The sequence below is a fragment of the Haemophilus haemolyticus genome, from assembly GCF_003351405.1.
GTDB classification, from domain to species: Bacteria; Pseudomonadota; Gammaproteobacteria; order Enterobacterales; family Pasteurellaceae; genus Haemophilus; species Haemophilus haemolyticus_N.
On sequence record NZ_CP031240.1, the window covers coordinates 505,109 to 528,693 of the forward strand.

Consider the following 23,585-nt stretch of genomic DNA (forward strand, 5'->3'; position numbering starts at 1 on the left):
CCCCTACTGATTACTCTTCGTCTAACTCGATATTTAAACCAAGTGAGCGGATTTCTTTCATAATTACATTGAAAGATTCCGGTGTGCCTGGGTCCATGTGTTGGTTACCACTTACGATGTTTTTATACATCTTCGTACGACCATTCACATCATCCGATTTCACCGTTAACATTTCTTGTAAGGTGTAAGCTGCACCGTATGCTTCAAGTGCCCATACCTCCATCTCACCGAAACGTTGACCACCGAATTGAGCTTTACCACCCAATGGTTGTTGCGTAACAAGGCTATAAGAACCCGTTGAGCGAGCATGCATTTTGTCATCAACTAAGTGATTCAATTTGAGCATGTACATATAACCTACTGTTACTGGACGCTCGAATTTCTCACCTGTACGGCCATCATATAAAGTGATTTGACCTGACGTTGGTAATCCACCAAGTTTTAATAGCTCTTTGATTTCAGCTTCAGCTGCACCATCAAATACTGGTGTCGCAACCGGTAAACCTTTACGTAGATTTTCAGCTAAACGCAATACTTCTTCATCTGTGAAGGTACTTAAATCTACTTTTTGCGAGCCATTACCTAAGTCATACGCTTTTTGGATATAACCACGTAATTTTTCCACTTCTTGTTTTTGTTTAAGCATTGCATTGATTTGATCACCAATACCTTTCGCAGCTAAACCTAAGTGGGTTTCAAGGATCTGACCAATGTTCATACGAGATGGTACGCCCAGTGGGTTCAATACGATCTCAACTGGTTGGCCATTATCATCGTATGGCATATCTTCAACTGGGTTAATTTTCGAGATAACACCTTTGTTACCATGACGACCCGCCATTTTATCACCCGGTTGGATCTGACGTTTCACCGCAAGATAAACTTTAACCACTTTTAACACGCCCGGTGCAAGATCATCACCTTTGATGATTTTCTTACGTTTCACTTCAAGTTTATGTTCAAACTCTTTACGAAGTTCTTCGTATTGCTCTGCAAGCTGTTCTAATTGATTTTGTTTTTCTTCATCTGCAATGGTTTGTTCTAACCATTTAGTGCGGTCTAATTTATCTAATTGCGCTGCATCAGCACCACTAGAAATAAGAAGATTACGAACACGAGCAAATAAGCCAGCTTCTAAAATCTCTAACTCTTCAGTTAAATCTTTTTTCGCTTCACGAAGTTGCATTTCTTCGATTTCTAATGCACGTTTATCTTTTTCTACGCCATCACGGGTGAAGACTTGAACATCAATAACCGTACCTGATGTACCGTTTGGCACACGTAATGAAGAATCTTTAACATCAGAAGCTTTTTCACCAAAGATTGCACGTAAAAGTTTTTCTTCTGGGGTTAATTGAGTTTCACCTTTAGGCGTTACTTTACCTACTAAGATGTCACCACCTTTAACCTCTGCACCAACATAAACAATACCAGATTCATCAAGTTTGCTTAACGCTGACTCACCTACGTTTGGAATATCCGCAGTAATTTCTTCTGCACCTAACTTGGTATCACGCGCAACACAAGATAATTCTTGAATATGGATGGTAGTGAAACGGTCTTGTTGAACTACACGTTCAGAAACTAACATTGAGTCTTCGAAGTTATAGCCGTTCCAAGGCATGAACGCCACTCGAATATTTTGACCTAATGCAAGCTCACCTAAATCAGTAGAAGGACCGTCTGCTAATACTTCACCACGATTGATTGGATCGCCTAAATTCACACAAGGAATTTGGTTAATACAAGTATTTTGGTTAGAACGGGTATATTTGATTAAGTTATAAATATCAATACCTGCTTCACCTGCAATGGTTTCATCTTCATTTACTTTAATAACGATACGAGAAGCATCGACGTACTGAACTGTACCACCGCGTTTTGCAACAACCGCAACACCTGAGTCAAGTGCGATTGGTTTTTCCATACCTGTACCAACTAATGGTTTGTCAGCACGTAATGTTGGAACTGCTTGACGTTGCATGTTCGCACCCATCAACGCACGGTTCGCATCGTCATGCTCAAGGAATGGAATTAATGCAGCCGCAACAGATACCACTTGTTGTGTGGAAACGTCCATATAGTGAATATCTTCAGGTTTATATAAACCTGATTCACCACGTTCACCACGTGCAGTAACAAATGCATCAGTAAAACGGTTATTTTCGTCTAAATTTGAGTTTGCCTGTGCAATGATATAGTTTGCTTCATCAATTGCAGATAGGTATTCAATTTCTTCAGTAACTTGACCATCAACCACTTTACGATATGGTGTTTCTAAGAAACCATAATCATTAGTACGTGCAAACGCAGAAAGTGAGTTGATCAAACCGATGTTTGGACCTTCAGGGGTTTCAATCGGACATAAACGACCATAGTGGGTATTATGTACGTCACGCACTTCAAAGCCTGCGCGCTCACGAGTTAAACCGCCTGGACCTAATGCAGAAATACGACGTTTGTGTGTCACTTCTGATAATGGGTTGTTTTGGTCCATAAATTGCGAAAGTTGTGAAGAACCAAAGAATTCTTTCACCGCTGCAGAAATTGGTTTTGGATTAATTAAGTCTTGCGGTGTGATTGCATCTAAATCACCTAAAGATAAGCGTTCTTTCACCGCTCTTTCTACACGCACTAAACCAATACGGAATTGGTTTTCCGCCATCTCACCTACGCTACGGATACGACGGTTACCCAAGTGGTCAATATCATCCACTTCGCCGCGACCATTACGGATGTCGATCAATTTACGCATTACCGCAATAATATCTTCATTGCTTAAAGTGCCAGCACCTTCACCTTCTGCGATCGCTAAAGAACGATTGAATTTCATACGACCGACAGCAGATAAATCATAACGCTCTGCAGAGAAGAATAAATTATTGAATAACGCTTCTGAAGATTCTGGTGTTGGTGGTTCGCCTGGACGCATCATACGATAGATTTCGTAAAGCGCACTGGTTTTGTCATAAGTTGGATCGACACGTAGCGTTTCAGAAATATATGGACCATAATCCAAATCATTCGTAAATAAAGTCTCAATGGTGGTGTAACCTGCTTGTGCTAATTTTGCAAGAGTCTCTAAAGAAATCTCGTCATTTGCAGGACAAATAATTTCGCCAGACTCTAAATCAACATAATCTTTCGACGCAACTTTACCTAAAATATATTCAGAAGGCACAACGACTTGTGAAATTTTATCTTTTTCTAATGCCTTGATATGGCGTGCGGTAATACGACGACCACGTTCAACATAAACTTTGCCATTTGCTTCAATATCAAAAGAAGCGGTTTCACCACGTAAACGTTCTGGCACTAAAGTCATTAACAATTTATCGCCGGCGATTTCAAAGGTAATTTTGTCAAAGAATAAGTTTAAGATTTCTTCAGTGGTGTGACCTAATGCACGAAGAATGATTGTTGCCGGTAATTTACGACGACGGTCAATACGAGCAAATAAGTTATCTTTTGGATCGAATTCAAAATCTAACCAAGAACCACGGTAAGGAATGATGCGTGCATTATAAAGCACTTTACCTGAAGAATGGGTTTTACCTTTGTCAGAATCGAAGAATACGCCTGGACTACGGTGTAATTGTGAAACGATAACACGCTCAGTACCATTAATTACGAAAGTACCGTTATCAGTCATTAATGGGATTTCACCCATATAAACTTCATTTTCTTTAATATCTTTGACTGCACGTGAAGAAGATTCTTTATCGTAGCTCACTAAACGTAATTTTACACGTAAGCCTGCTGCATAAGTTGAGCCACGAATTTGGCACTCACGTACATCAAATTCAGGTTCTTCTAAACGATAATCTACATATTGTAATTCTGTGTATCCGTTGTTGCTCACAATCGGGAATACAGAACGAAATGCCGCTTCTAAACCTTGCTGACCTTCAGGATCTTTTTGAATAAATTTATCAAAAGAATCCAACTGAATGGTTAATAAATAAGGAACATTTAAAACTTGCGGACGTTTACCGAAATCTTTACGAATTCGTTTTTTTTCAGAATAGGAGTAACCCATTGGTTTTCCTCTGCTAACTGTTCAGTGACCTAGCCACAAACTAACTGTGACGTGAATGACCGTTAAAATGACCGCACTCTGAACCTTACTTCTGTAGTGGGGTGACAACTCAAATTACATAGGACAACAACTTGAGCAAAACAACGACAAATAACGGTGAATTTGTCATTGTATGGATGTGCTTTCTATCAAAAACACGGTTAAATTAAACAATAAAAGGTTAAAATTGATTAAAAATCAATCTAAATCTTTGCTAATTTTAAGGCGGTAAATTTTAAATGAATGCAGCTTTCTCGTCAAGTTTAAAACTTATGGAGAAATTTTATGAAATAAAAAACCGCACTTTCAAAAAGTGCGGTTTAAAATCTATCAATTCTTTAAATTATAAAGAAGCTTGATCAACAGCAACACCTGCCCCCATAGTGGTAGAGATGCTTACTTTCTTGATGAAGATACCTTTAGCAGTAGTTGGTTTTGCTTTGTTTAAAGCAGCCAATAATGCTTGAAGGTTTTCTTTTAATTGAACTTCAGAGAAGTTTGCTTTACCGATAGTGGTGTGGATAATACCGTTTTTATCATTACGATAACGGATCTGACCAGATTTAGCATTTTTAACTGCTTCAGCAACGTTTGGAGTTACAGTACCAACTTTAGGGTTTGGCATTAAACCACGTGGACCTAATACTTGACCTAATTGACCAACAACACGCATTGCATCAGGAGAAGCGATAACAACATCAAAGTTCATTTCGCCTTTTTTGATTTGCTCTGCTAAATCTTCCATACCTACTAAATCAGCACCAGCTTCTTTAGCTGCATCTGCGTTAGCACCTTGAGTGAAAACAGCTACGCGTACTTCACGACCAGTACCGTGTGGTAATACAGTTGCACCACGAACGTTTTGGTCAGATTTACGAGGATCGATACCTAAGTTTACTGCAACGTCAACACTTTCAACAAATTTAGCTGTTGCGAATTGTTTTAATACCGCGATAGCTTCGTTGATTTCGTATGCTTTAGTAGAATCTACGCCAGCTTTGATTGCTTTCATTTTTTTAGTCAATTTAGCCATCGTATTATTCCTCCACCACTAAGCCCATAGAGCGAGCAGTACCAGCAATTGATTTCATTTTGGTTTCGATAGACGCGCCAGTCATATCTGCTGCTTTAGTTTCAGCGATTTGACGAACTTGATCTAAAGTTACTTTACCCACTTTCTCTTTGTTCGGTTTACCAGAACCTGATTTGATACCCGCAGCTTTTTTCAATAATACTGCTGCCGGTGGAGTTTTAGTTACGAAAGTAAATGAACGGTCTGCATATACAGTGATAACAACCGGAATTGGTAAACCTTTTTCTAAACTCTCAGTACGAGCGTTGAATGCTTTACAGAATTCCATGATGTTCACACCTTGTTGACCTAATGCAGGACCAACCGGTGGTGATGGGTTTGCCATACCAGCTGCAACTTGCAACTTAACGTAGGCTTGGACTTTTTTTGCCATTTTAGTTTTCCTCTAATTGGGTAATAACGCTATTAAATAGCTCCCCGATAATTTTCAGTGCAACATTCATTGCACCACACAAAAATATGAGCCGCGAACGGCTCATAATGGGCGCGGATTATATAAAAAGTGCGGTTGTTTTTCAAGCACTTATTAAATCCACTATAAGAAATTATTGTGCTTCACCAATTAATACTGAATCCAATGCAATTTCAATCATATCATTGAATGTTAATTGGCGCTCTTCTGCCGTGGTTTGTTCGTGAGTACGAATATGGTCAGACACGGTACAAATTGTTAATGCTTTTGCACCATATTCTGCAGCCACACCATAAATTCCAGCCGCTTCCATTTCCACGCCTAAAATGCCGTATTTTTCCATTACATCGAACATTTCAACATCAGGTGTATAAAATAAATCCGCCGAGAATAAGTTACCGACACGAACAGCTTTACCTTTTGCTTTTGCAGCTCGAACAGCGGCTTGTGCCATATCGAAGTCAGCAATAGCTGCAAAGTCGTTATCTTTGAAACGAATACGGTTTACTTTTGAATCAGTACATGCACCTAAACCGATAATTACATCGCGCACTTTCACGTCCATACGAACAGCGCCACAAGACCCTACACGGATAATTTTTTTCACACCGTATTCAGTGATTAATTCTTTCGCGTAAATAGAGCAAGATGGAATTCCCATACCGTGGCCCATAATAGAAATCTTACGACCTTTGTAAGTACCGGTATAACCAAGCATATTACGAACATTTGTTACTTCTACTGCATCTTGCAAAAACGTTTCTGCAATGTATTTTGCACGAAGTGGATCACCTGGCATTAAAACAACATCAGCAAATGCACCTTCAGGCGCATTAATATGTGGAGTCATAATTTTCCTTCCTTTTTTCAAATATAAAAATAAAAAGTGCGGTCATTTTTCACCGCACTTATCCGAGAATTAAAGCGCTGCTGCACCGAGTCCAATGAACAAGCCAGCAATCGTTGCACTCATTAAGTTTGCTAAAGTACCTGCGATTACTGCTTTTAAGCCTAAACGAGCAACATCACTACGACGGTTTGGCGCCATTCCACCTAAACCACCAATTAAGATTGCAATTGAGCTGAAGTTAGCAAAACCACAAAGTGCGAAAGTAATAATCGCTTTGGTTTTTTCAGTTAATACAATCGCAGAATCTGGTTGCAAGTATTTTGCAAATTCGAGGTAACCTACGAATTCGTTAACCGCTAACTTCATCCCGATCATTTGTCCTGCGATACCCGCTTCGGTACCGTCAGTTACACCGATTAAATATGCTAATGGTTTAAAAACTAAACCAAAGATAGATTGTAAAGTTACGTCGCCATAGCCGAACCAACCACCAACGCCACTTAAAATACCGTTAATTAATGCAATTAAACCAACGAATGCGATTAACATTGCACCTACGTTTAACGCAAGTTGCATACCTGCACTCGCACCGCCCGCCATTGCTTCAAGTACGTTAGTTGGTTTTTCTGAATCATTGTCTTCTGGCTGTTTATCAGAGAATTGTTCTGTTTGTGGGAACATTAATTTCGCAAATAATAAACCAGCTGGTGCCGCCATAAATGACGCTGCGATTAAGTATGTCAATGGCACGCCCATTCCAGCATAACCCGCCATTACTGAACCCGCGATAGACGCCGTACCACCCACCATGATGGCAAATAATTCAGATTGGGTCATATTTTTAATATAAGGACGAACCACCAATGGTGCTTCAGTTTGACCAACGAAAATATTAGCAGCCGCTGACATGGATTCTGCTTTTGAAGTACCCAATGCTTTTTGTAATGCACCGCCTAATACTTTAATTACCACTTGCATAATGCCGAGATAGTAAAGCACAGAAATTAAGCCAGAGAAGAACACAATAATTGGTAATACTTTCACTGCAAAAATGAAACCTGAAGGTTTGCTTGGATCAGCTAAACCACCAAATACAAAGTTAATACCTTCGTTACCGTAAGCAATAACATTTGATACGGCATCAGCAGTTGCACCAAGTGCTTGTTTACCTGCTGGCACATATAAAATAAGGGCGGCAAATCCAACTTGGATTGCTAACGCCCCGAGCACGGTTCTGATACTAATCGCTTTACGATTATTGGAAAGTAACACGGCAATAGCGATTAATACGACCATTCCCAAAATGCTGCTTAACACACTCATTTGATTCCCCTAGATTGGTTAAGTTAATAAAAAAGTCGGCTTATTCTACTTGTTTTCTCACAAAAAGTCGGCGAATTTTCACCGCACTTTCTTGTAAGCGACTACAAAATAGTCAAAACCTTGTTAATTCCACATTGACGCGCATAAGCAGCCAATGCATTAGTTTCTTCCGCACTTGGAATATGCGTTGATAACCCAGTTTCATCGCGCACACCTTTACTATGCACACGGATAATTTTTAATGCCACATCAGGATAATTTCGTAAAAGTAGCGCAACTTTGCCCACCAAATGTTCAGCATCAAAAAAATTCTTTAAAAAAACTAACCGCACTTCTTCCACTTTATTTAACGGCAACAAGGCAGCCAGATTTTGTAAATTTCGCTCAAGTTTATCGTTTTTTATGTGTAAACGTTCTGGTATCACTTGCTGTGGCACGATTCCTGTTTGATTTTGTCGGTCAAAACAGAGCGTTTGTAAACCTACGCCTTCTCCTTTCAGATCGAATAAAAATTTATCAGTGACATCAATTAACGAACGAATACGATCAAACTCAAAAAAGCCACTACTATCCAAATAACAGGTTAATCCTTGCGAACGTAAAGCCTCAAAAAGCGGCACCAGTTTTTTATGATGGATAGTCGGTTCACCACCTGAAATTGTGACACCTCGAATAAATGGAACCGCCTCCATAACCTGTTCATACAAATACTGCAAACTAACCAATTTCGCATTTTCCGTATAACGAGGAATAGTTTCTGGATTATGGCAATACAAGCAATTTAACTTGCAACCTTGCAGAAAAATACTCGAACGATTGCCTTGCCCCTCTACATTTGAAAAAGGAATAATCCGATGCAACGGCACAAAAATCTCAGAAAGTGCGGTCATTTTTCCAATTATTTTTCAGCAGTGACATCTTTTTCATCGCGTAATTGGCGATCAAACACGTTGGCGCATTCATCCGTACCCGATCCATACCAGGTTGTATCACGTAATGCGACTTCACCTTTACGGTATTTTTCAACTTCGCTTTTCTTCACCAAATAACCCGTAACGCGAATTAAATCCGTGTTTTTCAAATAGGTAGTAATATAGCGATAGCCTAAAGAGAATGCCCCATCAATAATATCTACCACCGCATCGCAGTGATCCGCATAGGTTTGATCAAAGGCGAATAAATCCCCTGTACCAGATGGGAAATATTTATGGAATGGCGCAGACTGTTTCAAATGCGCAAGTAACGTTGGTTCTTCGCCTACACGAATACGGTGAGCTGGTGCGTTACGTTTGTCTTCTTCGTGGTTGCTTGCGCCCACTTGTGCGTGTAATAAATAACGATTGCCAGTGCGTTCTGCATAAACCCCTTCATGTGCATCGGTGATTTCTTTAAGTTTATCCATAATTGCTGTCGCAATTTCATCACCACGAGCACTCTTACCAAAGGTTTCATTTAAGCCTTCACATTGCAATAAGTGGTTTGCTGCATCTGCCAAGCCCACAATTGCGAACATCCCCGTAAAATTAGTACGTTTGATAAAGCCTTCTTTTTCGAGAAATGAACTGTTAAAGAAATTACTTTCTTCCACTACAAATTTGTGTCGTTTATCCATAGTTGAAAGAGCACATTTCGCCACTCGTGGTAATAATTCGTTCACCATTTCATCCGCACTTTTACATGCGCGAGCAATCGTCCCTAGACGTAAACGCGTTAATGTGTAAGCACCGCCACATTCAGGCAGTGCGTTATAGCAACTTGCTACGCCATATTCTTCACCTAGATCGGAAATATAGTAAGCATCGTTCGCAAAAGATGGTTTAGAAACTAATAAACAGGCTTTTGCTGCAAGTTCAGCAAACTCACGGCTTGTTTTGGATTTATCATAACGAATGGTCATATTCGGTGTTGGCGCTTCAAGCTCAATCACTGCGCGTAAAATCAAGCGACCCGCTTTCGTGTCATAAGGCCCAATATTGGCATGACAGAATGAATCAGGGACAGTTTTGTCGATATGATTTAAGAAACGTTTAATTTTGATGTAGTCTTTTTCTTCATCAGTAATGAAAGGTTCGAGCAATACATCAAGACGACCAACATAAACAGGATAAGTTGTAATGGATGGCACGTGAGAGTAAAGAATCAATAATCCATCAAGCGCTTCATCAAGATCTTTTGGTGGTGGCAATTCTAAAAATTCGCAGCCTTTTTGGATATACACATTGTAATCAGGCAGGATATAACGAGGACGATAAATCGCGTAACCTTCACATAAATCACAGATCATCTGATTCTGTAAAAAGCCCCATTCTTCATCGGTATAGCCAAGCAAATCGCGAGGATCAAATAAACGCTCAGCAATATTGCCTAATGTCATTAATTTTTGATGATAAGTCAGATTATTGGCTTTAACCGTATCGAGAATATCTTGAAGTGTTGCTAACATAATGCCCCCTTTAGAAATGGTTTTGTATTGTACGCAATGGTAACAAAATAGACAATTTTGAAAATGTGAGCGAGATCACATTTTAAGAAATAAAAACCGAAGCAAACGGTTAACTAGTAAAATAAGAAAGATCTAAATTTAGATAAGTGAAAAAAGAATTTTGACTGGCGGAGTAATGAAGATCCGCCAGTTTTAATTTAATTGGTGAGTCTTAAATATTATCGCTTGAATAACACATTTTCTTAACAAAAGGGATTATCTCTTGTAATGCTTGTTGAATAGAAATTAACCCTAGATTCATTTGAGTCTCTTTTCCCGCAGGTGGGCAAAATGCAAGATGCTTATCGACATCATTAATCGGTTTCCAGCGTCTCGGCTGAGAAGAACGACTACTTGGATAAAACCCGATTGTCGGAATATTAAACGCACTGCTCAAATGCAATGGCCCTGTAGATCCCGCAATAAATAAATCCGCACAAGCCAAAGAATGCGCAAAATCCACTAAACCTTTATTCTTGTCGTAAATAACTACGCGTGAATCATTAACTAGATTAGCTAACTCATGGGCCTTTTCACTTTCGCCAGGCCCTGCAGTCAGCACAACATTGCAATCAAATTCAGCCAATAAGCCTTTAATTAAATCCGCATATTGCGCTAAAGAAAGATTCGTAGCTGAACCACCGGAACCGCTATGCACAAAGATCCATTTTTTATTTGCGGAAAGTCCTAAACTCTCTTGCAAGAAAATGCGTTGATTTTCCACCGCACTTTTCTCAAAGGTTAAATAAGGCGGTTTGGGTTCAACAATTGGCATATTATGCTTTTGCAAAAAAGCTCGAACTAAATCTTGATTGTATTCTGCTTCCGATTTTTCAGAACGAGAACGGCGTTGTGTTAAACGGTGATTATAGAGAATTTGAACCCATTTCGTTGCTGGCGCAAGGCGATATTTAATCCCGCTTTTCCAAGCGAGCTTTCCATTATGGGTATTGGAAAAGAAACTAATCATTCCATCAAACTGCTGCGCTTTGATTTCCTGCACAAGACGTTTGAAATCCGTTTTATCATTTTTTTTGCTATCAATAATAACATGATCAATAAACGGACAAACTTCCGCTAAAGGCGCAGTGTAACTCGGAACAAGTGCGGTTAATTTTAAAGAAGGATTCGATAATTTCAACATAGCAAAAGCAGGCCATGCTTGCATAAAATCGCCTAATTTATCGTTACGAATAACTAAGATCTTTTCCATAATTTCTCCACTAAAATAAAAAAAACCGCACTCAAAAGTGCGGTCGTATTTTATGTTATTTTTGTGGATTATAAAACATCAACACAATTTAAGTCTTTGAAAGATTTCTCTAAGCATTTAGACATAGATTCTTCAGATAAATGCTGGAAGTCGTACTAGATAGCAATAGAAATTATTCATGAAAGCCAGTTAATTATCTGGTATAAACTTTTACCTTATTTTTATTAAGATGTTTTACTAAAAACTCTTTTCAAAAATCAGATTAATATTCTTCTGTTGATAAGAATACATTTGAGGAATGTTACTTATTTGTTTTTTCCAAGTAAACTGCAGTTTAGGTGTAATTCCCCCCAAATGCCAATCTCGTTTCCAAACTAATAAATTTAGAGAATAAATATGATCTTTACGGTTTTTATTAAAGGAGAAAATATCTAAATTACCTAATTTAGCAACATCTTTATAATTTCGTTTAATAAATGACACGGCTATTTGTGAAGATATTCCTTTTCCCCAGTCTTGTCCCCAACCTAAACGTAGGCCTTTGCTTTTAGAACCATATTGCCTTACTTGAGTTTTTTCATTTATCCAGTCACCTCCAATATAGAAAAATTGTCGAGTGTTTGGCTGAAAAATTAAGGTTGGTGTAAGCTGTGTTAAATGTCCATTAAGCTCTTTTTCAATAAAATAATGTTGTTTTTCAAATTCAGCAGAATAGGCCAGTTGCCAATGTGGGTTAAAGTGAAAATCATATTCAGCTTGCACGCCATTATTCCAGCGATAACGATGGTTGCCATACCAACGACGCTCATAAAAAGGTTTCACTTTTATTATATGAGATGCATTTTTATAGGCATAACCTAAAAAAGTGCGGTTTAAAATATCATCATATTCATGATTATCCCAATACTCTTTACCCCAAGCTCGATTGCCGAATAAAAAATAGTGAGAATCGAATAAATTCAAATCTCGAGAAACCGAGAAAAAATATCCAACTCCATGGGCTGATTGTGGCAACATTCTTTGGGATTTGGTCAGTACTGCACGATTAGACAATGGCACATAATTGACATTTGCTACATGGTTGACATTTTTATCTCGGATATAATGGGCTGTAAAATCTATTTCCCAACCTTGTCTCTCATCTAATGCTTGCAGATAATTATTAATAACCAACAACGAACCATCAGGCAGATCTTTTTCCACTTTTGCTTTTTCAAATTGAGTTCTTGCTGCACTATCTTGCCTTTGATGAAATAATGCAATCGCTAACTCGATTCTAACTGGGTTTAATTCTGGGTTTTCCGATAAGACTTGTCGATAAAGCCGAATTGCTTCGTAATAATCTTGTTCTAAAAAGGCAATACGCCCTTGTGCAAATTGAGCTAAATGTTTATTGAAATGAGGATTATATTGATACAGATCTATTAATCGGGCCAGTTCTTTTCCAGATAAAGAATACATATTTTCGGATAATAGTTTTTCAATCACTTTAGGATTACTTTGAAGATATGTTATATCTGGTAACGATAATGTGTGAGCAGTCGCAGAAAATGAAAAAGATGAGTAGAATAGCCAAAATAACGCTTTTTTCATATTACACCTAATAAAATAGGCGGAATAATCCGCCTATTAACATATAAAAATAAATTAACGATAGCCACCAAAAGAAGTATTTAATGCTGAATTATTATCAAAAGTTACAATACCAGCAGCTTCTTCGGCATTTGGCCCATATAATGCACCTGTATATTTACCACCATCATTCAAGAATACACTAGCTTTACCACTAAAACTATTACCATTTAAACTAGTTTCATGCAGAGTAATATCACGAGCAAGTGGCATCTCAATTTTTCCATCAACTTTTTTAGTATCAAAATTTACATTAAGAGTGGTTTTTCCATCTGCTTGTACGCCATTAATATTTTGAGCAATGATACTATCTCTTGCACGCACTGCATGCCCCGTATAAGTTGCAGAGCCTTTTGGAATACTTGAAGTTGGTGTTACTGTACCTTGATAACGAATTTCTTGGCGAGTTTTATCGTGATTCACCCACACACCGTAAAATGAATGATTTTGGTTATAACCAATTAGTGTTCCATCCATCGTATTACCGCCAATTAGTCCTTTGTCACTATTATTTAAATCCACTTTTGCGCCATCTGGTGTTTGTGCAGTACCAGAACCACCACCAGAACCACAAGCGACAGCTAAGGCTGATAATCCTAAAATAGCAACATTATTTAATTGTTTTAACATAACGATTTCCTCATTTTTTCTTAGAAAGATTAACTTTAATTCTAATAAGAAACTAGACTCTATATATCAACTGTTCAGTTGTTAATTTAAAAATCATTTGGTGAATTTATTATTTGGGTTATCGTTATAATTACTAAATGCAGAAAATATTTGATGAAAAAGCACTTTTTAGCCAACGGTTGCGAGTTGCTCTTGAAGCAGCTTCTTACGGTACATTTAAAGTATCAGAAATTGAGAGGGAATTTAACTTACGTTATGTTTCAGGGTCTGTCACACCCCAAGCAATCTATAAATGGTTAAATGGCCAATCAATCCCTTCTTTTGACAAAATCCAAGTACTTGCCGATTGGTTAAATGTTTCTGCGGAGTGGTTAAAAACAGGGGCAAGTAATACCACCTTAAACGCACAATCACTTATTGAAAAACAAGGTTTAGAGAGTTTTCTTCAATTAAATAATGATCATAAGTATTTAATTCTCAATTTGATGCAAGCACTTCTTAAAACCTACCCATAGCCTCATCTCCTTGTGTTAAGAAACTATATTTAAAAATAAAAGAATCCATAAAATACTCGCTATAATCAAGCTATCTTTATAGGTTCCATTAAATTTATTTTCTGTTAAACAATAAAAATAAAGACATGATAAAAATAACATTGTGTATTAGTTAGTAGAATTCAATATAGAAGCGTTAATCCATTACTGCTATTTAATAAATTCGAAGATTAATTCCTAAATCAAAAGAAAAAGTGCATAAAATTAAAGTTACTATTTTCACCTTTAATTCAAAACAAAAGGCTAAATTCTATTAGAATTTAGCCTCAATAATTTTAATATAATTTACTAATTATAAAACATCAACACAATTTAAGTCTTCGAAAGATTGTTCTAAGCGTTTAGACATAGATTCTTCCATTTTACGTAACCAAACACGTGGATCGTAGTATTTTTTATTTGGCGCATCTGGACCTTCAGGGTTACCTAATTGACCTTGAAGATAAGCTTCATTTGCTTTATAGAAGTTCAAAATACCATTCCAAGATGCCCATTGAGTATCGGTATCAATGTTCATTTTGATTGCACCGTAGCTAATTGCTTCGCGGATTTCTTCGCGACTAGAACCAGAACCACCGTGGAACACGAAGTTAATTGGTTTCGCTGGAAGATTGCGTTCTTTCGCAACGAACTCTTGTGACGCACCTAAAATAGATGGTTTTAATTTTACGTTACCTGGTTTGTAAACACCATGTACGTTACCGAATGCTGCTGCAACCGTAAAGTTAGGGCTTACTGGGTTTAATTGGTCGTAAACATAAAGCACGTCAGATGGTTGGGTGTATAAACGAGACTCATCAACACCAGAATTATCTACGCCATCTTCTTCACCACCAGTAATACCGATTTCGATTTCAAGGGTCATCCCCATTTTATCCATACGAGCGAGGTATTCACGGCAGATAGCCATATTTTCTTCCATTGGCTCTTCAGAAAGATCAAGCATGTGAGAAGAGAATAATGGACGGCCAGTTTCTGCGAAGTGTTTTTCACCAGCGTCAAGTAAACCATCAATCCATGGAAGTAATTTTTTCGCAGCGTGGTCAGTGTGAAGAATAACAGGAACACCGTATTCTTTAGCTAAAGTATGAACGTGTTTCGCTCCAGCAATCGCACCAAGTACATCAGGACGAGCACCGCTTGCAGGTTTAATACCTTTACCCGCATAAAACGCCGCACCACCGTTAGAAAATTGAATAATAACTGGCGCTTTTACGCGTGCAGCAGTTTCTAACACGGCATTAACTGAGTCAGAACCCACGCAGTTTACTGCTGGGATAGCAAAGTTATGCTCTTTTGCATAAGCAAAGATTTTTTGCACATCTTCACCTGTTACGACACCAGGTTTCACGATATCTAATAATTTAGCCATACTTGTGTTTCCTTTTTATGTTTAGCGGGACAAACCCACAATTGGAGAATTTTTTTGACTTTTTATTGATGGCGACATTTTTAATGATCGCCATCGATATGTCACATAGGAAAAGTGCAGTTAGTTTTTCGCACGTTTTTCAAGAATTTCTACTGCTGGTAATACTTTGCCTTCTACGAATTCTAAGAACGCACCGCCACCCGTTGAAATGTAAGAGATCTTGTCTGCAATACCGAATAAATCGATAGCCGCTAATGTATCACCACCACCAGCGATAGAGAATGCATCGCTATTTGCAATTGCGTGAGAAATGATTTCAGTCCCTTTACGGAAATTAGGGAATTCGAACACGCCAACTGGGCCATTCCATAAAACGGTTTTTGCATTTTTGATGATTTCAGCCAATTGTTCTGCAGATTTATCACCAATATCGAAGATAGATTCCTCATCCTTCACTTCAGTCACTGATTTTTCTGTTGCTGCTGCAGTTTCAGTGAACTCCAAACCAACACGTACATCAACTGGAACAGGAATATCTGTGCTTGCGGCTAATTCTTTCGCGACTGGGATTAAATCAGCTTCATATAAAGATTTACCTACATTGTGGCCTGCTGCCGCAATGAAAGTATTTGCAATACCACCACCCACAATAATTTGGTCAGCTATTTTTGAAAGAGAATTTAATACTTCTAATTTAGTTGAAACTTTAGAACCACCAACAATAGCCACCATTGGACGAGCAGGTTCTTTTAATGCTTTACCTAATGCATCTAATTCAGCAGCTAATAATGGGCCTGCACAAGCGATTGGTGCAAATTCTGCAACGCCGTAAGTTGATGCTTGCGCACGGTGAGCGGTACCAAACGCATCCATTACAAATACATCGCAAAGTGCCGCATATTTTTTACCTAATTCAGGATCGTTTTTCTTTTCACCTTTGTTCACGCGTACGTTTTCTAAAACAACAATTTCGCCTTCTTTAACATCTACGCCGTTTAAATAGTCTTGTTCTAAACGAACATTAAAGCCTGCGTCTTTTAAGTAATCAACAACTGGTTGTAAAGAATCTTCTGGTTTGAATTCACCTTCAGTTGGACGACCTAAGTGAGAAGTTACCATCACTTTTGCGCCTTTTTCTAAGGCTAATTTTAAAGTAGGAATGGTCGCACGAATACGCGCATCTGAGGTCACTTTGCCATCTTTTACTGGCACATTAAGATCCGCGCGGATAAATACACGTTTACCGGCTAAATCTAAATCAGTCATTTTGATTACTGACATAATCTATCCTCTTATTAAGTTAAAATTAAAATTGAAAACTTTTCGTATTATACCTACTTCGCGCTAGGTTGTAACGATTTAGATCAAAGAAATTCTTATTTGCTTTGGCAATTCATTACCTGCCATTTTTTATCATAACAAATGAATAATTCGTTTCGGCTTGCACCTAAATAAGCATTTTTTAATTGTGGATTATGTTGTTTCATCCAACGAAAAAGTTCATTACGGCTTAAATTTTGATTCGGTAATTTTAATGAGCTAAATAATTCCTGCTCCTTAGCAAAATATTGTTGAGCAGAATCAAACGCACAGCTGCCGTGTTTTTCCCATTCGCCTTGTAATAATTGTTCACCTGGTGAAATAGTCAAATATTGTGCTAATAAATCTTTTGGCAATGCGGGTAAATCACCCTTGCAAAAACGTGGATGATCCGTCACTGAAAGTGCATTTGCATTTTGAGGCCATAATCCATGAACGACCCAACCTAAAGTGCGGTTATTTCCGCATTGATATTGAGAGGAGGAAGGCAACTGATTACCATATTTTTCACGCTGAATATCACAAAATCCAGGCGACCAAGATAATGCCAACATATAATAATCGACAGGCGCCTTTGCATTTTGCCCGATAGGGTCATCGCGCATAATCACATCATAATTGGCAAAAACATTCGGATTTTTCACCGCACTTTTTTCAATATCCGTCCGCTTTGTCTCAAATTGAGACTCAAATTTAGGCTCAGATGCTTTTGTTTGCTTAGTCTGTTCGATTACGGGAGAAGATGATTGATTTTTAGTTTTGGTTGAATCGGTAAAATACTGCCAAATTGCTAATACAATGAGGACAATAAGAGAAAGGGTGGAAGTGAATTTTTTCATAAATTTTGTTTAGTTTTTGTCAATCCAGTTTTTGTCGGCTATAATTCGCCGCTTTCAACTTTCTATTAAGGATCACAATGGCATTACTCATCACTAGCAAATGTACCAACTGCGATATGTGCTTACCAGAATGCCCGAACGAAGCCATTTCTATTGGCGATGAGATTTATGTGATCGACCCTGTACTTTGCACAGAATGTGTCGGCCATTACGACACCCCTACCTGCCAAAAAGTTTGCCCAATCACGAACTGCATTAAGCCCGATCCTGAACATCAAGAAACCGAAGAACAGCTTTGGGAACGCTTTGTGATGATTCATCATTCGGATAAATTGTAATTTTTAAAGCAACTGAAATATGACTTATTATCTTCTAAAAGAGTGCGGTTAATTTTGAGCTTATTTTTATTATCATAAAACTGAAATTTTTCACCGCACTTTTATCTATAAAAAGAACTATATTGAGTGACTTTTTTTCACATTATCCTGCTACGGCCGGTAAATATCCCCATTGAATTAAAAATGGAATGACCATAATCACCACGCCAATCAATAACGCAAACACCAAAGCAAAATTACCGCCAGCAACACGATATGGCAATGTTGGATTTTCAATACGTGTACGCCATGCCAAGCCAATTGGTAAAATTAAGCAATAGAACGCACACAACAAACCTGCATAACTTAATGCTGTAATAAATCCTTCAGGATAAAACAATGCAAATACAAGTGGTGGTAAAAATGCGGCAATGGTTAATACAAAGCGATTATTTGGCAAATGATAGCGTTTGAATAAATCACCTAAGCCTTCAAACACACCAAGCATTACGCCTAAGAATGAAGTAATTAAAGCGAGTGATGAGAACACGCGAACCACTTCTCCCATAAAATGAGAACCTGTGATTTCACGCGTTGCATTCACTAAGCCATTTAGTGTTGGGTCAGCTTGTAAAATACGCACAAATTCACTTTGACTTAATACACCATGGGTTGCTAACTGCCAGACTAGGTAAGCGGCTAATGGAATCGCGGTACCAATCAAAATAGCATGACGGAATTTTTCTACACTTCCACCTAAGTAGCTATTTACGCTCGCCATAATAACGTGGAAACCGAAAGAGGTGAAAAATATCGGGGCAGCAGAAACCACAAAAGCATAATCCAAAGGCAATGCCATTAAATTATCTGTTGCCACTTTTGGAAGCATCATAAATAGCACAAAAGCAAAAGCGACTAACTTACCAATAAATAACACGCGAGTTAAACCATCCACGCCTTTCGTTCCTACAACCACGAAAGAACCTAATACCACAGTAAAGATAATAATCGCCGTTTTAAGCGACATCGCTTCCATTCCAAAAGCCGTTGGCAAGCCTGAAAGCAGAGATCCGCCACCCGTAATATAAGCGGCTGAAAGAGCATAAAGTAAAATTAACAAACTCAACGTTGCTAAAATTCGACCTGGAACCCCAAAATATTTTTCAGCGAGTGTGGCGACACCATCATCCAACTGATCCGCTGTTTGATACACTTCTACAAACAACAATCCACTGTAAACCAACAAAGCCCACAAGCCAACGAGCAATAACACGGTATAACCAAAGCCCATGCCCGCTGATGTAAGCGGCATAGCAAGCATACCTGCTCCAATGGTTGTGCCTGCAATAATCAGCGCACTCCCAAATGTTTTATTCTGTAACATAAAATTATCCTTATAGTGTTGTGTTTGAAAACTAATTTAAAGTTGGCCACACTTTTCTTTATAGTGTAAACGGCAAACAGAAAGGTAAGAGTCATTTCCCCCAATTTGAATTTGAGCGCCTTCTTTAATAACCTCACCTTGATCATTTAAGCGCAAAACAAAGTTGGCCTTGCGGCCACAATAACAAATTGTTTTTAATTCTTCGAGTTGATCCGCCCAAGCCAGTAAATATTTACTTCCTTCAAAAAGTTCCGCTTGGAAATCTGTACGCAAGCCATAACAAAGCACAGGGATTTTGAGTTTATCAACGACATTACTCAACTGGTAAACTTGTTGTTTGCTAAGAAATTGAGCTTCATCCACCAGCACGCAATGCACTTTTTCTTTTTTTAAGTGCTCATTGATTTCATCAAACAAATTGGTTTCCGAGCGAAATAAAAAGGCATCTTGCGAAATGCCAATACGCGATGTAACTTTCCCCACTCCAAAACGATCATCAATCGCAGCCGTATAAACTACTGTGTTCATATCGCGCTCGCGATAGTTATAGGAAGATTGTAGCAACGTCGTTGATTTTCCAGCGTTCATTGTGGAGTAATAGAAGTAGAGTTTTGCCATTTTTTCTCCTAAATTGCTGGTAATTCCGTCATTGCCCAACGAGGCTTAACATCAATAGCCAGATCGCTATGCTGACCTTGTTTTAAACGTAAAAAACCTGTGTAAGCAATCATCGCGCCATTATCTGTACAAAATTGAGGTTGAGGGTAAAACACTTCACCACCTAAATTTTTCATTAACTGTGCAAGCGTTTCTCGGAGTTTTTTATTTGCACTCACTCCACCCGCAATCACTAAACGTTTATAACCAGTTTCTTTTAATGCGCGCTTACATTTAATGGCAAGTGTATCCACCACCGCATCTTGGAAAGCATAAGCAATATCCGATTTAGTTTGTTCTGTTAGTTCACCCTCGTTTTTAATTGCTTGATTAATCGTATTCGCAGCAAACGTTTTTAAACCTGAAAAGCTAAAATCAAGGCCTACACGATCTGTCATTGGACGTGGAAATGTGAAACTATTTGGTGTGCCTTTTTCTGCTAAACGAGAAAGTGCCGCACCACCAGGATAATCTAGTCCAAGTAATTTTGCTGTTTTATCAAAGGCCTCACCCGCTGCATCATCAATGGATTCGCCAATCACTTCATATTTTCCTACGCCATCTACACGCACTAATTGAGTGTGACCACCCGATACCAACAAAGCAACAAAAGGAAAGTTCGGTGAATTTTCATCAAGCATTGGCGCAAGTAAATGCCCTTCCATATGATGAACACCAATCGCAGGAACATTCCACGCATAAGCTAAAGAACGCGCAATCGTAGCGCCGACAAGCAATGCACCGACAAGCCCAGGGCCACTCGTATAAGCCACGCCATCAATATCGCTCGCCGTTAACTTAGCTTCTTCTAACGCTGCTTTAATAAGAGGAGCCGTTTTACGAATATGATCGCGTGATGCTAATTCAGGAACCACACCACCATAATCTGCATGTAGGGTAATTTGAGTATAAAGTTGATTAGCAATTAATCCTTTTTCTTCATCATAAATCGCCACGCCCGTTTCATCACAGGAGGTTTCAATGCCTAAGATTTTCATTGATTTTCTTAATTTATTACCTAAAATGTTGCGCGATTTTACCCTGTTTAAGCGGTTTTAACCAGTTGAAACCACAAATATTAAGGTGAATTGGCATTCTTTCCTTTACTTTTTCCCTAAAAGTAGATTAGAATTGCGTCCTTTATTAAATTTACCATTTGCACAGTGGTGCTTTGGTGAAAATAAAATTTTAAATTGCAATTAAATTAAACTCATTGAGGTGATTGGCTTATGCCTGTAATTAAAGTACGTGAAAACGAATCATTTGACGTAGCTTTACGTCGTTTCAAACGCTCTTGCGAAAAAGCGGGAATCTTAGCTGAAGTACGCGCTCGCGAATTTTACGAAAAACCAACTACAATTCGTAAACGTGAAAATGCAACACTTGCAAAACGTCACGCAAAACGCAACGCCCGCGAAAACGCGCGCAATACCCGTTTATACTAATTTATAGTATTTTCTGACTCGAGTTAAGACAAACCGTGAATCCTTTGGGCTCACGGTTTTGTTACTTTAAGCACAACAAAAATCTACGCCAAAAACGACCGCACTTTCACACCACGATCACGGAGGCTCGACAATGAAAGGTTCTATTCCACGCCCCTTTATTGATGATTTACTGACAAAGTCCGATATTGTCGATGTGATTAACACGCGCGTAAAACTAAAAAAAGCTGGCCGCGATTATCAAGCCTGCTGCCCTTTCCATCACGAAAAAACACCATCCTTCACGGTTAGTCAAAAGAAACAGTTTTACCATTGCTTCGGCTGTGGCGCACACGGTAATGCCATTTCCTTTTTAATGGATTATGACAAACTTGAATTTGTAGAGGCTATTGAAGAACTTGCAGCGATGGCAGGGCTTGAAGTACCTTACGAAAAACGCGCTAATAACAGCGGGAAACCTCAAGCTAATTACCAAACCAAACGAAATCTCTATGAATTAATGCAAGAGATTGTCACGTTTTATCAAAACCAATTACCATTAAATACTCAAGCACAAGAATATTTACAACAACGCGGGCTTTCGGCTGAAATTATTGAGCGTTTCCAAATTGGGTTTGTGCCGAATGCGATGGATACTGTACTGCGTAAATTTGGTGTCAATCGCGAAGAACAACAAAAACTCATTGAGTTAGGCATGCTTTCTCGAAATGATCGTGGCAATATTTACGATAAATTCCGAAATCGCATCATGTTTCCTATTCGCGATAAGCGAGGTCGTACCGTCGCCTTCGGTGGGCGAGTATTAACGGATGAAAAACCGAAATATCTGAATTCACCAGAAACCATTACTTATCATAAAGGTAACGAACTTTATGGTTTGTACGAAGCCTTACAAGCCAACGATGAACCAAAACAATTACTTGTTGTTGAAGGTTATATGGATGTGGTCGCATTAGCACAATTTGGCGTCGATTATGCGGTAGCTTCTTTAGGTACGTCCACGACATCAGAACAAATCCAACTTATTTTTCGTTCGACTGAGCAAGTTGTTTGTTGTTACGATGGTGACCGTGCAGGGCGTGATGCGGCTTGGCGTGCATTAGAAAATGCGTTGCCTTATTTAGAAGATGGCAGACAACTCAAATTTATTTTCTTGCCTGATGGAGAAGATCCTGATACTTACATTCGCCAATATGGTAAAGAAAAATTTGAAGAATATATCGAAAGTGCGCAATCTTTAAGCGAGTTTATGTTTGCTCACTTAAGCCCACAAGTTGATTTTTCTAGCAAAGAAGGGCGCGGAAAATTAGTTGCTCTGGCTGCGCCGTTAATTCGCCAAATTCCTGGAGAAATGCTGCGCTTGTCACTACGCAATATGCTTGCTCAGAAACTTGGAATTTTTGATCAAACTCAGCTAGAAAATCTTATTCCAAAGCAATTAGAACACGCCAATACACAACAAAAAGTCGCTAATAATAAGATCAAGAAGACACCAATGCGAATGATCATTTCATTGCTTCTGCAAAATCCTGAATTAGTAAAACGTATGTCTGAAAGTGGCGTGCAAGCATTACGTGCAGAAGCTGGTTTTGAAATTTTGGAAAAATTGACCGCACTTTGTCGCCAACGAGAAGGGATTACTACAGGGCAAATTTTAGAGCACTTCCGAGATACGCCTTACAGCAATCCCCTTGAAATACTGGCAACTTGGGATCATTTATTAGACGAAGCAGAAATGATCAATGCATTTTCACAAAACTATCGTCGCTTAAATATTCAAGCCATTGAGCGAGACATTGAAATGCTTATTGCTAAAGAACGAGCTGAAGGGCTTACTGACGAGGAAAAAACAGTGCTCGTTCACCTTTTAGCTGGGAAAGAACTGCAGAAAAAACAGTTAGTTAATCCGCAATAACAATGATAAAATTCTAAGTTCGTAACAAGAATTATATTGCTACTATCACATCAAGCAAAACGGATATAA

Annotated in this window: 20 protein-coding genes; 4 read left to right on the top strand and 16 right to left on the bottom strand. The window is 38.5% G+C overall.

Annotated features, from left to right (window positions below; genetic code table 11):
- Positions 1–10: 10 nt before the first annotated feature.
- The 10 genes from rpoB to DV427_RS02510 all read right to left on the bottom strand — a co-directional run bounded on the left by rpoB (position 11) and on the right by DV427_RS02510 (position 13,713).
- Positions 11–4,039, bottom strand: a complete 4,029-nt coding sequence (rpoB, locus tag DV427_RS02460; protein ID WP_114891192.1) for a DNA-directed RNA polymerase subunit beta — start codon at positions 4,037–4,039, stop codon at positions 11–13.
- Between the two features lie 382 nt (positions 4,040–4,421).
- On the bottom strand, positions 4,422–5,111 hold the full coding sequence (rplA, locus tag DV427_RS02470; RefSeq protein WP_005649467.1) for a 50S ribosomal protein L1: 690 nt from the start codon (positions 5,109–5,111) through the stop codon (positions 4,422–4,424).
- A 4-nt stretch (positions 5,112–5,115) separates the two neighbouring features.
- A complete protein-coding gene (gene rplK / locus DV427_RS02475) occupies positions 5,116–5,544 on the bottom strand; it encodes a 50S ribosomal protein L11 (RefSeq protein ID WP_005633053.1) in 429 nt (142 codons plus the stop codon).
- Between the two features lie 172 nt (positions 5,545–5,716).
- Complete coding sequence (gene deoD, locus DV427_RS02480) at positions 5,717–6,433, bottom strand: purine-nucleoside phosphorylase (RefSeq protein WP_114891193.1); 717 nt, start codon at positions 6,431–6,433, stop codon at positions 5,717–5,719.
- A gap of 69 nt (positions 6,434–6,502) precedes the next feature.
- Positions 6,503–7,756: a NupC/NupG family nucleoside CNT transporter gene (locus DV427_RS02485; protein WP_005633049.1), complete on the bottom strand. Its 1,254-nt coding sequence runs from the start codon at positions 7,754–7,756 to the stop codon at positions 6,503–6,505.
- A gap of 101 nt (positions 7,757–7,857) precedes the next feature.
- On the bottom strand, positions 7,858–8,646 hold the full coding sequence (locus DV427_RS02490; protein ID WP_114891194.1) for a 4Fe-4S cluster-binding domain-containing protein: 789 nt from the start codon (positions 8,644–8,646) through the stop codon (positions 7,858–7,860).
- A gap of 8 nt (positions 8,647–8,654) precedes the next feature.
- Positions 8,655–10,199, bottom strand: coding sequence for a YjjI family glycine radical enzyme (locus DV427_RS02495; protein WP_114891195.1), 1,545 nt, complete (start codon positions 10,197–10,199; stop codon positions 8,655–8,657).
- 211 nt (positions 10,200–10,410) lie between these two features.
- Entirely contained in the window at positions 10,411–11,451 is a 1,041-nt protein-coding gene (locus tag DV427_RS02500; RefSeq protein WP_114891196.1) for a glycosyltransferase family 9 protein, read from the bottom strand.
- Between the two features lie 237 nt (positions 11,452–11,688).
- The gene (locus DV427_RS02505; protein WP_114891197.1) at positions 11,689–13,044 is read right to left on the bottom strand and encodes a surface lipoprotein assembly modifier; all 1,356 of its coding nucleotides are present in this window, start codon (positions 13,042–13,044) and stop codon (positions 11,689–11,691) included.
- A 54-nt stretch (positions 13,045–13,098) separates the two neighbouring features.
- Positions 13,099–13,713 (bottom strand): Slam-dependent surface lipoprotein, encoded by a 615-nt coding sequence (locus DV427_RS02510; RefSeq protein WP_114891198.1) that lies wholly within the window; start codon positions 13,711–13,713, stop codon positions 13,099–13,101.
- A 137-nt stretch (positions 13,714–13,850) separates the two neighbouring features.
- Between DV427_RS02510 and DV427_RS02515 the strand changes: the two genes are divergently transcribed.
- On the top strand, positions 13,851–14,228 hold the full coding sequence (locus DV427_RS02515) for a helix-turn-helix domain-containing protein (protein ID WP_114891199.1): 378 nt from the start codon (positions 13,851–13,853) through the stop codon (positions 14,226–14,228).
- Between the two features lie 331 nt (positions 14,229–14,559).
- Here DV427_RS02515 and fbaA read toward each other — a convergent pair whose 3' ends face one another.
- The 3 genes from fbaA to DV427_RS02530 form a co-directional block, all read right to left on the bottom strand.
- Complete coding sequence (fbaA, locus tag DV427_RS02520) at positions 14,560–15,639, bottom strand: class II fructose-bisphosphate aldolase (RefSeq protein WP_005639380.1); 1,080 nt, start codon at positions 15,637–15,639, stop codon at positions 14,560–14,562.
- Between the two features lie 120 nt (positions 15,640–15,759).
- Positions 15,760–16,920 (bottom strand): phosphoglycerate kinase, encoded by a 1,161-nt coding sequence (gene pgk / locus DV427_RS02525; RefSeq protein WP_114891200.1) that lies wholly within the window; start codon positions 16,918–16,920, stop codon positions 15,760–15,762.
- 95 nt (positions 16,921–17,015) lie between these two features.
- Positions 17,016–17,798, bottom strand: a complete 783-nt coding sequence (locus DV427_RS02530) for a ribonuclease T2 family protein (protein ID WP_046939839.1) — start codon at positions 17,796–17,798, stop codon at positions 17,016–17,018.
- Positions 17,799–17,875: 77 nt separating this feature from the next.
- Here DV427_RS02530 and DV427_RS02535 point away from each other — a divergent pair, with 77 nt between their 5' ends.
- A complete protein-coding gene (locus tag DV427_RS02535; protein ID WP_005627640.1) occupies positions 17,876–18,136 on the top strand; it encodes a YfhL family 4Fe-4S dicluster ferredoxin in 261 nt (86 codons plus the stop codon).
- A gap of 142 nt (positions 18,137–18,278) precedes the next feature.
- On the opposite strand, the gene DV427_RS02540 is transcribed toward DV427_RS02535, so the two are convergent.
- From DV427_RS02540 to tsaD, 3 genes are read right to left on the bottom strand one after another with little or no spacing between them, the layout of a single operon-like run.
- Entirely contained in the window at positions 18,279–19,499 is a 1,221-nt protein-coding gene (locus tag DV427_RS02540; protein WP_114891201.1) for an aromatic amino acid transport family protein, read from the bottom strand.
- 36 nt (positions 19,500–19,535) lie between these two features.
- Complete coding sequence (locus DV427_RS02545) at positions 19,536–20,117, bottom strand: thymidine kinase (RefSeq protein WP_046949350.1); 582 nt, start codon at positions 20,115–20,117, stop codon at positions 19,536–19,538.
- Positions 20,118–20,125: 8 nt separating this feature from the next.
- On the bottom strand, positions 20,126–21,154 hold the full coding sequence (gene tsaD / locus DV427_RS02550; RefSeq protein ID WP_114891202.1) for a tRNA (adenosine(37)-N6)-threonylcarbamoyltransferase complex transferase subunit TsaD: 1,029 nt from the start codon (positions 21,152–21,154) through the stop codon (positions 20,126–20,128).
- Positions 21,155–21,385: 231 nt separating this feature from the next.
- Between tsaD and rpsU the strand changes: the two genes are divergently transcribed.
- Positions 21,386–21,601 (top strand): 30S ribosomal protein S21, encoded by a 216-nt coding sequence (gene rpsU, locus DV427_RS02555; protein WP_005627632.1) that lies wholly within the window; start codon positions 21,386–21,388, stop codon positions 21,599–21,601.
- A 133-nt stretch (positions 21,602–21,734) separates the two neighbouring features.
- Positions 21,735–23,516 carry a DNA primase gene (gene dnaG, locus DV427_RS02560; protein WP_114891203.1) on the top strand — a complete coding sequence of 594 codons (1,782 nt, stop codon included), beginning with the start codon at positions 21,735–21,737 and terminating at the stop codon, positions 23,514–23,516.
- Positions 23,517–23,585: the final 69 nt, after the last annotated feature.